Raw genomic sequence first — 12545 nt, forward strand, 5'->3', positions numbered from 1 at the left:
TCCTCACCGCTCCGCGGCCTCCGCCGCGGCCGCGCGTGCCAGTTCGTCACAACGCTCGTTGCGCGGGTTGCCCGCATGCCCCTTGATCCAGTAAAACTGTACGCGACGCGCGGCAAACGCCGCGTCGATCTGCATCCAAAGATCCCGATTGAGCACGGGCTGTCCGTCCGCTTTCTTCCAGCCGCGTCTTTTCCATGCGGGCAGCCAAAATTTGGTAAACGCATTCTTTAGATACTGGCTGTCCGTATAGAGCGCCACGCGCGCCCCTGCGGGCACAGAGGACACCGCCATGAGGGCCGCCGTCAGTTCCATGCGGTTGTTCGTCGTCTCAGGATCCCCGCCGCTCTTCTCCTCAACCGCACCCGTCGCCACGTTCTCGATCACCGCGGCCCACCCGCCGGGGCCGCCCGGATTCCGAAGACACGAGCCGTCCGTGTGGATGATATAATCCGTGCCGACGGGCATGGGATCGGGCTCCGCGGCGGAGGCCGTGCGGCGCGCAGGCGATTTCGTGCCGTCGGCGCCGCACTCCGCTCCCTCCAGCCAGTCCCGCGCCTCCGCTTCGGTCATAAAGCCTTTGTACGCGGCGCCCTGAAACCCCTGCACCGCGGCCGCGCAGTCCTCCCACGCGGTAAAAAGCCCTGTCGTGCGCCCGCGTTTCACGGCGTAGAATTTCTTTGCCACAAATACCGCCCTTTAATACGACCAGCGATAGCCGATCGAAAAGCCGACGCCGTTGTAGCCCGGATTTTTCGTGCGCTGCCCGTTTGAAACATGATGCCCGAGATAGGCGACGCTAAGCGCGCTGCGCTCGTTGAACTTATAGGTGAGACGCGGCCCGATGCGCCACTGGAAGTCATAGTTGCGCGTATGGGCGGGATGCGTGCGGTTGTAGACGAGAAGCGCCCCCGTGATATCGAGAGAGGCTTCCCATTTGTGTCCGAGCGGTTTTGTCCAGCGCACCATATACGAGGGGCCGACGCCGACGGCAGACGAGTCGAGCCGCACGTCCGGCCGATCCTTCTCCGCCCACGACCCGACGGCGCGCGATACCGCCGCGCCCCAGTGGAGCGACATGCCGTGCATTTCCTTGTACTGCCGGAACGCATACACATTATAGAGATCGATATAGCGCCGCTCGCCGCGGTGCTCGAGATAGTCCATCTGAATCTCGGCTTTTCGATACCCCGCGTCCGTGTCCCCGGTTCCCATATGCATCTCCGCACGATCCGCCGCTTTCTGCCGCGGCGTTTCGTCCGTACGCCGCTGCTCCTGCTCCGCCGCGGGTTTCGGCGAGGCCTGCGGCTGTCCGGCAGACCGGTCAACGGTGTCCGCCGCCCATGTGTGCGGCATGACGAGTATCCCTGCAAAAGTTAAAAGGGCAAGACGTTTGTTTTTCAGCGTCATAATCGTTACCTCCAACGTGAAAAAAGTTCCTCCTCGACACCGAGGCGGTCGCATATCTTTCCCACTATCATATTCACGAGATCATCCGCCGTCTCCGGCCGATGATAAAAGCCCGGCGATGCGGGCATCACGACTGCGCCCGCGCGTGCCAGGCGCAGGAGATTCTCGAGATGTATCGCGTGCATCGGCGTTTCCCGCGGCACGAGGATGAGACTGCGCCCCTCCTTGAGCGTCACGTCGGCCGCGCGCGTCAAGAGATCGCCCGTCACGCCGTGCGCGAGCGCGCCCGCCGCCCGCATAGAGCACGGAAGAATCACCATCGCGTCCATGCGGAACGAGCCGCTCGCAATCGCCGCGCTCACATCCCCGTTCGGATAGATCTTCGTCACGCGCCGGGAGAGTTCCTCCGGCGCGATGCCGCACTCATAGTCCAGCACTTTCCGGCCGCTCTCGGTGACGACGGCGTGGATCTCTATCTCATGCCGGCGCAGCACCTCGATGAGGCGCACGGCATAGATGCTTCCGCTCGCGCCCGTGATGCCGAGGATAACCTTTTTCATCGGATCACGGTCACGCCGCCCATATAGGGAACGAGCGCCTGCGGCACGACGACCGAACCGTCCTCCCGCTGGTTGTTCTCGAGGATCGCGGCGACCGTACGGCCGACCGCCACCCCCGAACCGTTCAGCGTATGCAGGAACGCGGGTTTCGCCCCGCGCGCGGGACGGTACTTGATATTTGCGCGCCGCGCCTGATAGTCCGTGCAGTTCGAGCAGGACGATATCTCGCGGTATTTATTCTGCGCGGGCATCCACACCTCGAGGTCGTAGGTCTTGGCGGACGTAAAGCTCATATCGCCCGTACAGAGCTGGATCACACGGTACGGGAGTTCGAGCGTCCGCAGGACGTCCTCCGCCGCCGCGATCATGCTCTCGAGCTCGTCCCAACTTGTCTCGGGCGCGACAAACTTGATCAGCTCCACCTTGTTGAACTGGTGCTGGCGGATCAGCCCGCGCGTGTCGCGTCCCGCGCTGCCCGCCTCCGCGCGAAAGCACGCGGTATAGGACGTATAGTACTCGGGCAGCTGTGCGGCGTCCAGGATCTCGTCGCGGTGGTAGTTCGTCGTCGGAACCTCTGCCGTCGGCACGAGATAGTAATCGAGTCCCTCCAGTTTGAACATATCTTCGGCGAACTTCGGCAGCTGGCCCGTGCCGATCATGCTGTCTTCGTTCACGATGTATGGCGCGAGCATCTCCGTATAGCCGTGCTTCTCCGCGTGGAGATCCATCATGAAGTTGATGCAGGCGCGCTCGAGGCGCGCGCCGAGCCCCTTATAGAACGTAAAACGCGCCCCCGTAACCTTCGCCGCGCGCTCCGCGTCGAGAACCCCGAGCTCTTCGCCGATGTCCCAATGCGCCTTTGGCGTAAAGGAAAACGTCCGCGGGGTTCCCCAGCGGCGCACCTCCGGGTTCTCCGTCTCGTCCCTGCCGACCGGCACGTCCGCCTTCGGCATGTTCGGGATCCGGAGAAGCAGGTCGCGCAGCTTCGTCTCCACATCGCGCAGATCCTCGTCCAGCGCCGCGATCTCGTCGCCGAGCGCGCGCATTTCGGCGACGGCGTCCTCCGCCGCTTCGCCCGCCTTTTTTCGTATACCGATCTCCTTGGAGACCGCGTTGCGGCGCGCCTTCTTCTCCTCCGCATCCTGCAAAATACGACGGCGCGTCTCGTCGAACGCCGTGAATGATCCGAGATCGAGGTCGTTGCAGCGGTTCCGCAGCATCTCTCGGACAGCGTCTAGGTTCTCGCGGACAAACTTCATATCCAACATCAAAATCACTCCATCGCAGCGTAGAATTATCACCTGCTATAATAGTACAAAGGACCTCGTTTGTAAAGAAAGGCCTATACGCGCACCTCAAAGTGCGGCTGCTCTTCCACAGCGGCCCGCTGCGCGGCGGACGGATCCTCCTTCTTTTGCGGCCGCGCTTCGGGCCGCGCCGCCGCAGCCGAGCGGTCGGGTCGGCGCGCGGTCTCCTTTTTCGGCATCGGGGCATCCGCCCCGGCCTGCGGCCGACGCCCCGGTTCGCGCGCCGCGAGGCGTTCGAGGGCTTCTCCCGCCGTGAGCCCCGTGTATTCCGTCAGAATTTCTCCATGCGTATCGCGGGAACGCCGCGTCTTTGCCGCCGCCGAGAGAAGCGCCGCATGATCCTGCGCGGCTTCGCGCTCCCGCTCCGTCGTACGTATCCCGCGCGCACCGCCGCGGTCCATCGCGAGGATCCGATCCGCCAAATGGGGCGCCGCGCCGCTTTGCCCGATATCGGGTTTCCTGCGGAAGAAACGCCGAAATAGGAGGAACCCGCCGAAAGCGGCAAAGGCGAGCAGCCCCGCCCAATAGAATGCGCTCGCCGCCGTATAGGACTGCGGCGGCTGCGCCGCGGCAGACGACTGTGCCGTCTGCCCGTCCTCCGCGATGCCGAGCTGCTTTTTGAGGATCGCATTCTCCTCGGCCGCGCTCAGTCCGTCGGCCGCATCCGCCCCCGTCTGCCCTTCGAGCTTCGTGCCGTGATCCACACGGGAACGCGATGTGTTCACGCGGTCGCCGCCTGCCGCATCGCTGCGCGCGCCCGCATCAGCACGTTCTATCTGCGCGTTATTCGCACGATCCTTCGACGTGCCCGTCGTCGTCTTCGAGAGCGCGCCGTTCCCCCGCGCAACCGAGTCCCGCGCCTGCTGCTCCGCCTGCACGTCGCCCGTCGTATGGGTCGTGTTGTTCTGCGCCTCGTGTGCCGCGTCGCCGAGCGTAATCTTCGGCGGCGTGGGGGGGGTCGGCGGCGTCGGCGGTGTGATCGCCATGCGCGTTCCTCCTTCCCGTCTGAATTGCCACGTCGATTATTTATAGGCTTTGACGTTCAGCCTGTCGTCCTTCGCGTCGTCGTCCGTCTCCACACGCGCAAATCCCGCGTGCGTCAGCAGTTCTTTCAGTTCATCCGCCGTGTATACGGTCATGCCGTCGACGATCCTCGTCCATTTGAGACTTCTCTCATTTTTCTTTCCCGCCTCGTTCGTGATCATAAACACGCCGCCCGGCTTCAGCACGCGCAGCACCGCGCGGAAGCATTCTTCAAGATCCGGCCAAAAATAAATCGTCTCGAACGCCGTCACAACGTCGAAGCGTCCGTCCTCGAACGGCATCTCCGGGAGTGCGCACTGCACGACCGCGCAACGCCCCGCCGCGACCGCCGCAGCATTGAGCGCCTTCGTCTTTTCCACGGATACCTCGGAATAGTCGAGGCCCGTCACATGCCCGCGCGGGAGCACGCGGAGAAACTGCGCGATGTTCGCCCCGCCCCCGCAGCCGCAGTCGAGCACGTCCTCATCGCCGCGCAGGGTAAGATGCGAAAAGCCCCACGCGGCGACCGGCGCGTGTCCGCGGTTCATAATGCTGACCACAAGTTTTCCGACGAGGCCCTTCGGCTTCGCCGCATTGGCAAAGAATTTTTTGAGCAGGCCCATATCCGTTTCCTCCCTCATCGTCAAATCATATGCCCTATCATAACACAAAAAACAAAAAGTGTCTCGTACGGCTCTGCCGCGAGACACTTTTATATCGTACGGTAATTTTATTTTACAGGAGCGCTTTGCGCAGCTCCGCACCGCTCTTATCGGAGATATAGGCGGGCGCGATGTCGAGCACCGTTCTGCAGCCCGTCGCGCCCTCGGCGGCGAGACGATGCGCCGCGCGCGCGTACGCCGCGAGGACGTTCGCCGTGAACTCCGGGTTCGAGTCGAGCTTCAGGCTGTATTCGATCACATGCTTGTGCGCGCCGCCCGCGCCCGTCGCGCCGGAGCGAATGACGAAACCGCCGTGCGCGAGCCCCGCATGGTCGCGCCGGAGTTCTTCCTCGCTGATGAAATGCACCGTCGTGTCGTAGTCCGAGAAATAGTTCGGCATCGTCACGATCGCCTTCTCCACAGCCGCTGCATCAGCGCCGGGCGCGAGGACAACATAGCATTCGCGCGTGTGCTTCTGACGCGTCGAGAGCGTCGGGTTCGAGCCGCTGCGCACGGCCTCGAGCGCTGCGGGAACCGGCACCGTGTACTGCTTCGCATCCTTGACGCCCGGAATGCGGCGGATCGCGTCGGAGTGCCCCTGGCTGACGCCGCGTCCCCAGAACGTGTAGTCCGTGCCGCCCGGCAGGACCGCGCTGCCGTAGACGCGGCTGAGCGAGAACATGCCCGGGTCCCAGCCGACCGAGATGATGCCGATATGTCCCGCCGCTTTTGCCGCCGCATCCACCGCCGCGAAATGCGCCGGGATATTCGCATGCGTATCGAAGCTGTCGACCACATTGAACAGCTTTGCAAACGCCGGCGTCTGCTCGGGCAGATCGGTCGCCGACCCGCCGCAGAGGATCAGAACGTCCACCTTGTCCTTCCACTCCGCCGCCGCGTCCGCGGAGACGACGGGCACGCCCGTGCGCACCTTGACCGACGCGGGATTGCGCCGCGTAAAGACGGCGACGAGTTCCAGATCCGCATTCGCCTCCACGGCGTACTCCACGCCGCGTCCGAGATTCCCATAGCCCAAAATTCCAATTCTTGTCATAAATACTCCTTCCGCCGTTTCCCCTAAAACGGCGTAAAACCTTTGAGGAAACCGCGTTCCTCAGTAATGCGGGTGCGCCTTTACATAGTCCACCGGCCGCGACCAGTCCACCTGAACGCCCGTCTCATTCCACAGGCGCGTCAGCGCAAGCTCGAAGCTCTCCCGGTCCGCGAGCGGCGTGACGGTCTCTTTCGTAAAGTCCATCAGCGTCTCATGCGGCATCTCGATCTCATGATCCGCGGCGAGAAAATTCTCCACCGCCGCACGGCCCTTTTCATCCGCAAGATTCACGCTTGCCGACCGCGCCGTACCGTCATAGTCAATCCAGCCGAGAACCTCGCCGCAGCTGATGGCGACGCTGTATGTATCGCTCACTCGTATCACCTCTTATTACGGATATATGCCCTCTTCGCGGGCGTTCCCTATTATAGAACGATTCCATGACGCACGCAACTGTCCGCGAAAAATTATTCTGTATACAGAGCATGTCGTTTTCTTTCGATGCGGCGTTGCATAAGAATTGGGTATGCGGTAAAATATTTTCATCGAAGCGCATGATCTATCGCACTATAGAAAGAGGTTCTCCCTATGGAATTCACAAGCAAGATCGCTCCCGGCATGACGCGCGAGGTACGCGGCGAAGTCACGGAAAAGAATACGGCGCGCGTCGTCGGCAGCGGGTCGCTCGACGTCTACGCGACGCCCTGTATGGCGGCGCTGATGGAGCGCGCCGCGGCGGAGCTGTGTCAGTGCGAATGCCCCGCAGGCTGGACGACGGTGGGCACCGCGCTCTCGATCAGCCATCGTGCGGCGACGCCCGTCGGTCTTTCGGTCCGCGCCGTCGCCGAAGTGACGGCGGTCGACGGGCGAAAGATCGGCCTCAAAGTCACGGCGTACGACGCGCGCGAAGAGATCGGCGCCGGCACGCACGAACGATTTGCCGTCGCCTCGGAAAAGTTTATGGCAAAGGCCGAAGGAAAGAAGGGCTGACCCTGCGGCGCGCTTCCTAAAGCCGCAGTAAAAGGCGTACGGCACACAAACTGTGCGGGTACGCCTTTTTTATGTTGCTCTTTAGATACCGCCGCCGTAAATCCGGCAGATCTCCTCCGTATAGCCGCCATCCGCGCCGCGGACAATCAGCGGCGGGAGATGGCGCATCCCCCTGAGCGCCGCCCCCTTCGCGGCCTCGATCAGGACGAGGTTCGGCGCACGGTCTGCGCGCGGCAGCACGAGCCGCATACGCTTTACGGCGAAATTCTCCGCATGCAGCGCAAGCATAATCTCGCCGAGCCGCTCGGGCAGATGGACCATCGCGAGGCGTCCGCCGGGCGGCAGCGCATACGCGGCCGCGCGCACCGTATCCGCAAGCGTCGCCGTGATCTCATGCCGTGCCGCCGCGCGTCCCTTTCCCGCGTTCACAGCGCCGCTGCGCACGGGGTAATACGGCGGATTTGCAAAGACAAGATCAAAGGACGCGGGCGCAAAAAGTGCGGGAGGGTCGCGATAATCCCCTTCCCGCACCGTAATCTTCTCCGACAGTCCGTTCAGCGCCGCGTTCCGCTCCGCAAGCCGCGCCTGCACGGGATTGAACTCAACCGCGTAAATCTCCCGTACTTCATCTGCAATCAAGAGGGGAATGACCCCCGCCCCCGTGCCGAGATCGAGTACGCGCGCGCGGGACGCGAGCCGAGGGAAATGCGCGAGCAGAACCGCATCCATCGAAAAACAGAATTCATCCGTCCGCTGGATGATCTTTCGGCCGCCGCATACGAGATCGTCAAGGCGTTCTCTGGGCAGCAGGTCTACCTCAGTCACCGGATGCCTCGTCGCTGACCCGCATACGTTCATTCCGGCGCGGCGCACGCTTCCCATGCGGACGCGTACGGCGCTCCCCGTCATGTCCGCTCTGCGGCGGCCGATCGCCATGCTCGCTCCGCCCCCTCTGCGCGGCGCCGCGTTCTCGGCGTTCACGCGGCGCGCGGGCACCGATTTGCGCCGCCTGTCGATGCGGGCAGGCGCAAGTTCTCTCGGCATGTTCATCATGCTCGGCGCGCGCAATATCGTCCCACGAAGCGACAACCGTTTTCCCGTCGTCCATGAGCAGGGTTGCCATACGCCGCTGTTCGTTCAGCGCGATCACACGTCCCTCTCCGTCCTCCGCCACAACGCGGTCGTTCTGCACGGGGACATATTCTTCTTTCTTCTTCGCCTTCATGCATCCGCCGCAGCCGTAGCCCTCGCTCTCGTACTTGAGGCAGCACATGAGGCGGCCGCAGATCCCCGAGATCTTCGCCGGGTTCAGCGAGAGATTCTGTTCCTTCGCCATGCGAATGGAGACGGGCACGAAATCGCCGAGGAACGAAGAGCAGCAGAGCGGCCGCCCGCAGCATCCCATCCCGCCCATCATCTTCGCCTCGTCGCGCACGCCGATCTGGCGCAGTTCGATACGCGTGCGGAACACGCCCGCCAGTTCGCGCACAAGCTGACGAAAATCCACGCGCCCGTCCGCCGTGAAGTAAAAGAGCATTTTCGACAGATCAAAGGTCAGCTCGACCTCGACGAGTTTCATCTTGAGCCCGAGCGCGCGAATCTTCTCCTCGCAGACGGTGCGCGCCTCACGTTCCCGCGCATGATTCTCCTCAATGCGCGCGAGATCGGAGGCATCCGCCACGCGGTGCACCATGCGCAGATTGGGCGGTACCGTTTCATCCGGCACGTCGCGCGGCGCACTCACAACGCGGCCGCACTCCATACCGCGGGAGGTCTCGACGACAACATGATCTCCCTCCGCGATCATCAGCCGCCCCTGTCCGAATGAATATATCTTGCCCGTCTGTTTAAAACGGACGCCAACTATCGTTTGCAAAACTTCCTCCTACGTCATCTATATGGAACAATTCATTGGAATTGTTTTCTTGCCCGTATCAAAAAGGCTTCCGCCTGCAGCGCCGGATTCACATTCGTCCCGAGTCGCCGGATCAGCGCGTCGCTCTCCCGCAGGAGGGCAAAGATCCGCGGCCGCGTCGTCTGCGGCAGAAGCGCCGCAAGTTCCGCACGCCGATCCGCGTGAAAAATCTCCGCCGTGCCGGCTTCCATGAGGACGAGCATATCCCGCAGCCCCATCCGGAAAAAGCCCAGCCGCGCCATGCGGTCGTCGTGAGAAAGGGCGCCGAACTCCTCCGCACGCCGCCAAATCTCGTCGATCCGCAGTACGGGCAACGCCGTGAGGAGCGAGAGCGCCTCGTCACGCGGGGCAAGCCCCGTATCCACGAGATCGTAGGCACGGCCGAGGCTGCCGTCGGCCAGCGACGCAATCGCCTTCGCATCCGGCACGCCGCCGCGCTCCAAAAGCGCTCCCTCAATCTCCGTCCGCGTAAGCGCACCGAATGCGATGCGCGCCGCACGGGAGCGGATGGTCGGCAGAACGGCGTCATAGGCGTTCGTCACGAGAATAAAGAGAATCTCCCCCGCCGGCTCCTCGAGCGTCTTTAAGAGGCGATTCGCCGCCGTCTCGTTCATGCGCTCCGCCCCGTCGACGAGGATGATGCGGCGCTTCGCGGCCGCAGGCGCCTCCGAAGCGGCAATAAGCATCTCGCGCACCGCTTCCGTGCGGATCATCGCCGCACCCTTGCCCCGCGCCTCCGGCGCGATCTCAAAATAGTCGGGATGTACCCCCGCCGCCGTCGTGCGGCAGGCCTCGCAGCGTCCGCACGGAGCGTCCCCTCCCGACGCGCAGAGCAGCGTCCGTGCAAGTACGCGCGCCGTACGGCGCTTTCCAACACCGGCCGCGCCGGAAAAGATCAGCGCATGGGGCAGACGCCCCGCAGATGCAAGACGACGCAGACGGCGGACGATCTCCGCGTGTCCGCGCACATCCTCCCACCCCTGCGGGAATACCTCCCGCACCGCGGTTCCCTCCGCAGTCGGTATCTGCGTCTCGCGCATTTTGGCAGCCATCACATATAGAGGTCCACGAGCATTCCACGGATGGCGTCGTGGCTCGCAATGATGTCGAGCTGATCCGCCTGGCCGAGGCGAATCTTCTCCGCCATCTCCTCGAGTTTCTTATCGATCTTACGTACGGATGTGTAGACCTTCTGCCGGCCGAGACGGTCCCAGCCCGCCTGCGTCCGCAGCTCGTACATCGAGCCGACCGCCTCGCCGATGAAACTTTGGATGAGCGCGCGATAGGCGCGCAGTTCGTCGAACGTCGGCGTCTTCGACAGGCGCGATCCCTGTTCGTCAATCTGCTCGAGCAGGCGATCCATCGCCTCACGCGACATCGACTGCTCCTGATCCGCCAGCTCCGCGCTGAAATCCGTATCCGCACCGCGCACGCCCGCATCCGGCTCCGAACGTGTCATCGCAAGCGCCGCATTGCGGGACATGCCGCGGTCTATCTTCATCGCCATCGCGTTCACCCGATCCTTTTCCCGTAAGATTTAATATGACGATATAATCCGCCGATTTTTATTATAGCCCGAACATCCCGCAAAGTCAAAGCACGAAATTGACTTTGCCGATATACTTTGTTATCCTATGCACAAACGCAGAATATGAACGTTCCGAGAGAAAGGATTGAACCTATGGCAATCGAGGGTGAAAAACTCACGGCACTGTTAAAACACGGTACATCCATTCATATCGTTGACCGCGATCTCGATATCGACTATTACGGCTCGCTCGAACGCGGCGAGGAGGAGCAGGCGGCCGGGCATCCTGCCGGCACCCTCACGGTACGGCTCGACATCACGCCGGAAAAATTCGCAAACGCGCCCGCAGCGGGACATATTTTCGCGTGTCATCTGACGGGCGCGGGCTGCGTCTATCATTTCGCCGTGCCGTACCGCTCGTCCTCGCCGCTGCCGGATACGATCTGGTACCTCGATCTCCCGGAGAGCGCCGAGCGCATCCAGCTCCGCGACTTCGTCCGCGTCCCCATCCCGATGGAGATCGAGGTAAAACTTCCGGGCGATCACGGCAGCCTCAAGGACTACCGTACGGCGGACCTCATCGACATCAGCGGCGGCGGGCTCTGCTTCGTCAACGACGAGCCCGTCATCGAAGGGGCGTCGCTCGTCGTACGGGTCCCCGATCTCCCGCACATCGGAACGCTCGAAACCGAAGCGCATATCCGCCGTTCCACACCGATCGACACCACCCTCGGCATGACCTACCACATCGGCGTCTCCTTCGACGACGCGCTCACCAAGCGGGAGCAGGAGCGCCTTGTGCAGAGCATCTATCAGCTCCAGCAAAGCTATTTGAAACGAGGGCTGAAAGTGCCGCAGATCGATCATACGAAGAAAAGTTGAATACCGTATAAAACGGGACGCCCGTACGATTGGATTCGTACGGACGTCCCGTTTTATTGTTTTGGGGTTCGCGCAGCGGCGATCCGCCCGCCTCCCGTGATACCGCGGCCTAAGTGACAGTCAAGCTTGGATGCACGACATGACGCCGCCGTACGCCAAGATTTACTGCCACATCTCATGCCCAGCGGAGCTTCATCAGCGCCGGATAAACCTCCTCCAGTACCTGCAGCCCCACGCCGACCATCGCCATAAAGTTCTCCGCTTGGAATACGCCGACATGGAGATCCAGCGGCAGGTCGATATCGACGACGACATCCTGCTCGTCGTCGATGGCAAATTTTACATAACGGTACGCGCTGTTCCACTCGTTGAGTTTCTCGATGAATGCGATGCGGTCGGAATTTTCTTCAAGGCGCACGAGACCGAAATACTTGATCTTGATGAAGTCGTTCGTGTCGCCGTTCTCGGTGACGACGATCGCGATGCTCACGACGCTGCCGTTGTCGAGCTGCTGACGCATGCGGATGATATGGTCTTCACCGTCCTCCGACATGTCCTCGCCGTACTTCATATCCTGTTTGTCGAGTTCCGCTTTAATCGCTTCGAACGCGCTGTTCTTCAGCCCGTCCTCGCTGCCGCTGAATCCGTCAAAAAGTCCCATAACTGCCTCCGTTCAGCTTTCGATATTTTATGATTCCTGCGGGCGGCTTTTATGCCCGCGCACGCAAAGTTCCATCAGATCGTCAAAAACATTCTCCACAATATGCATGCCGAGCGCCATCATCGACATCACGTTTTCGGGCCGGAAGACGCCCTTATGCAGATCGAGCGGCAGGTCGATATCGGCGACGACATCCTGATCGCGGTCCAGGCAAAATTTCACATAGCGAAATCCCGCGTTCCATTCGTTGATCTTTGTGAGCAACGCCGCGCGGTCGCCGTCCTCGGGCAGATAGGCGATGTCGTAGATTTTGATCTTGATGAAACCGTCGGCATCCGCATGTTCGCGAATGGCGATCACAACCGTCACAGGCGCGTCGTTTTCAAGCTCGTTGCGCATGTAAAAGTAGGTTCCTTCTTGGCCTTCTTCTCGGCCCTCGCTCTCTTCGTAATTCCATTCGTGCTTGTCGAGTTCCGCTTTAATGGCGCTGTGAATGCTCGTCGCCTGCGGATCCTCGTCCCCACGAAATCCGTCAAAGAGTCCCATTTTCCCCTCC

16 protein-coding genes are annotated in these 12545 nt (G+C 62.0%); 2 read left to right on the forward strand and 14 right to left on the reverse strand.

Annotation, left to right across the window (positions count from 1 at the left end):
* Positions 1 to 3: 3 nt before the first annotated feature.
* From rnhA to HMPREF9161_RS04350, 8 genes are all read right to left on the reverse strand, one after another.
* Positions 4 to 684, reverse strand: a complete 681-nt coding sequence (gene rnhA / locus HMPREF9161_RS04315; protein WP_009728464.1) for a ribonuclease HI — start codon at positions 682 to 684, stop codon at positions 4 to 6.
* 12 nt (positions 685 to 696) lie between these two features.
* Complete coding sequence (locus tag HMPREF9161_RS04320) at positions 697 to 1407, reverse strand: acyloxyacyl hydrolase (protein ID WP_009728465.1); 711 nt, start codon at positions 1405 to 1407, stop codon at positions 697 to 699.
* 5 nt (positions 1408 to 1412) lie between these two features.
* Positions 1413 to 1967 carry a UbiX family flavin prenyltransferase gene (locus HMPREF9161_RS04325; protein ID WP_009728466.1) on the reverse strand — a complete coding sequence of 185 codons (555 nt, stop codon included), beginning with the start codon at positions 1965 to 1967 and terminating at the stop codon, positions 1413 to 1415.
* Positions 1964 to 3235, reverse strand: a complete 1272-nt coding sequence (gene serS / locus HMPREF9161_RS04330) for a serine--tRNA ligase (protein WP_009728467.1) — start codon at positions 3233 to 3235, stop codon at positions 1964 to 1966. Before serS ends, HMPREF9161_RS04325 begins: the two co-directional genes overlap by 4 nt.
* Before the next feature lie 74 nt (positions 3236 to 3309).
* Positions 3310 to 4260 (reverse strand): hypothetical protein, encoded by a 951-nt coding sequence (locus tag HMPREF9161_RS04335; protein ID WP_009728468.1) that lies wholly within the window; start codon positions 4258 to 4260, stop codon positions 3310 to 3312.
* Positions 4261 to 4296: 36 nt separating this feature from the next.
* Positions 4297 to 4920, reverse strand: a complete 624-nt coding sequence (locus tag HMPREF9161_RS04340) for a class I SAM-dependent methyltransferase (RefSeq protein WP_009728469.1) — start codon at positions 4918 to 4920, stop codon at positions 4297 to 4299.
* Between the two features lie 112 nt (positions 4921 to 5032).
* Positions 5033 to 6013, reverse strand: coding sequence for a diaminopimelate dehydrogenase (locus tag HMPREF9161_RS04345; RefSeq protein WP_009728470.1), 981 nt, complete (start codon positions 6011 to 6013; stop codon positions 5033 to 5035).
* 60 nt (positions 6014 to 6073) lie between these two features.
* Complete coding sequence (locus HMPREF9161_RS04350; RefSeq protein ID WP_009728471.1) at positions 6074 to 6388, reverse strand: hypothetical protein; 315 nt, start codon at positions 6386 to 6388, stop codon at positions 6074 to 6076.
* Between the two features lie 213 nt (positions 6389 to 6601).
* On the opposite strand from HMPREF9161_RS04350, the gene HMPREF9161_RS04355 reads away from it, so the two are divergent.
* Positions 6602 to 7003, forward strand: coding sequence for a thioesterase family protein (locus tag HMPREF9161_RS04355; protein WP_009728472.1), 402 nt, complete (start codon positions 6602 to 6604; stop codon positions 7001 to 7003).
* A gap of 81 nt (positions 7004 to 7084) precedes the next feature.
* Here the strand turns inward: HMPREF9161_RS04355 and HMPREF9161_RS04360 are convergent, their stop codons facing one another.
* From HMPREF9161_RS04360 to HMPREF9161_RS04375, 4 genes are read right to left on the reverse strand one after another with little or no spacing between them, the layout of a single operon-like run.
* The gene (locus HMPREF9161_RS04360; protein ID WP_009728473.1) at positions 7085 to 7828 is read right to left on the reverse strand and encodes a tRNA1(Val) (adenine(37)-N6)-methyltransferase; all 744 of its coding nucleotides are present in this window, start codon (positions 7826 to 7828) and stop codon (positions 7085 to 7087) included.
* Entirely contained in the window at positions 7821 to 8879 is a 1059-nt protein-coding gene (locus HMPREF9161_RS04365) for a stage 0 sporulation family protein (RefSeq protein WP_009728474.1), read from the reverse strand. The genes HMPREF9161_RS04360 and HMPREF9161_RS04365 overlap by 8 nt, the downstream gene beginning before the upstream one ends.
* 32 nt (positions 8880 to 8911) lie before the next feature.
* Positions 8912 to 9970, reverse strand: a complete 1059-nt coding sequence (gene holB / locus HMPREF9161_RS04370; RefSeq protein ID WP_009728475.1) for a DNA polymerase III subunit delta' — start codon at positions 9968 to 9970, stop codon at positions 8912 to 8914.
* Positions 9970 to 10425 (reverse strand): YaaR family protein, encoded by a 456-nt coding sequence (locus tag HMPREF9161_RS04375; RefSeq protein ID WP_009728476.1) that lies wholly within the window; start codon positions 10423 to 10425, stop codon positions 9970 to 9972. The genes holB and HMPREF9161_RS04375 overlap by 1 nt, the downstream gene beginning before the upstream one ends.
* 174 nt (positions 10426 to 10599) lie before the next feature.
* Between HMPREF9161_RS04375 and HMPREF9161_RS04380 the strand changes: the two genes are divergently transcribed.
* The gene (locus HMPREF9161_RS04380; RefSeq protein ID WP_009728477.1) at positions 10600 to 11328 is read left to right on the forward strand and encodes a flagellar brake protein; all 729 of its coding nucleotides are present in this window, start codon (positions 10600 to 10602) and stop codon (positions 11326 to 11328) included.
* A gap of 175 nt (positions 11329 to 11503) precedes the next feature.
* Here the strand turns inward: HMPREF9161_RS04380 and HMPREF9161_RS04385 are convergent, their stop codons facing one another.
* Entirely contained in the window at positions 11504 to 11989 is a 486-nt protein-coding gene (locus tag HMPREF9161_RS04385; protein WP_009728478.1) for a YbjN domain-containing protein, read from the reverse strand.
* 27 nt (positions 11990 to 12016) lie between these two features.
* A complete protein-coding gene (locus HMPREF9161_RS04390) occupies positions 12017 to 12535 on the reverse strand; it encodes a YbjN domain-containing protein (protein WP_009728479.1) in 519 nt (172 codons plus the stop codon).
* Between the last annotated feature and the right edge of the window lie 10 nt (positions 12536 to 12545).

Source organism: Selenomonas sp. F0473 (assembly GCF_000315545.1).
Taxonomy (GTDB): domain Bacteria; phylum Bacillota; class Negativicutes; order Selenomonadales; family Selenomonadaceae; genus Centipeda.

Bases quoted from the DNA above. Each gene is read 5' to 3' on its own strand.
- HMPREF9161_RS04375 (WP_009728476.1), bottom strand. From the start codon at position 10,425: ATGGCGATGAAGATAGACCGCGGCATGTCCCGCAATGCGGCGCTTGCG.
- HMPREF9161_RS04390 (WP_009728479.1), bottom strand. From the start codon at position 12,535: ATGGGACTCTTTGACGGATTTCGTGGGGACGAGGATCCGCAGGCGACG.
- HMPREF9161_RS04385 (WP_009728478.1), bottom strand. From the start codon at position 11,989: ATGGGACTTTTTGACGGATTCAGCGGCAGCGAGGACGGGCTGAAGAAC.
- HMPREF9161_RS04335 (WP_009728468.1), bottom strand. From the start codon at position 4,260: ATGGCGATCACACCGCCGACGCCGCCGACCCCCCCCACGCCGCCGAAG.
- holB (WP_009728475.1), bottom strand. From the start codon at position 9,970: ATGGCTGCCAAAATGCGCGAGACGCAGATACCGACTGCGGAGGGAACC.
- HMPREF9161_RS04355 (WP_009728472.1), top strand. From the start codon at position 6,602: ATGGAATTCACAAGCAAGATCGCTCCCGGCATGACGCGCGAGGTACGC.
- HMPREF9161_RS04325 (WP_009728466.1), bottom strand. From the start codon at position 1,967: ATGAAAAAGGTTATCCTCGGCATCACGGGCGCGAGCGGAAGCATCTAT.
- HMPREF9161_RS04345 (WP_009728470.1), bottom strand. From the start codon at position 6,013: ATGACAAGAATTGGAATTTTGGGCTATGGGAATCTCGGACGCGGCGTG.
- HMPREF9161_RS04380 (WP_009728477.1), top strand. From the start codon at position 10,600: ATGGCAATCGAGGGTGAAAAACTCACGGCACTGTTAAAACACGGTACA.
- HMPREF9161_RS04320 (WP_009728465.1), bottom strand. From the start codon at position 1,407: ATGACGCTGAAAAACAAACGTCTTGCCCTTTTAACTTTTGCAGGGATA.
- HMPREF9161_RS04340 (WP_009728469.1), bottom strand. From the start codon at position 4,920: ATGGGCCTGCTCAAAAAATTCTTTGCCAATGCGGCGAAGCCGAAGGGC.
- serS (WP_009728467.1), bottom strand. From the start codon at position 3,235: ATGTTGGATATGAAGTTTGTCCGCGAGAACCTAGACGCTGTCCGAGAG.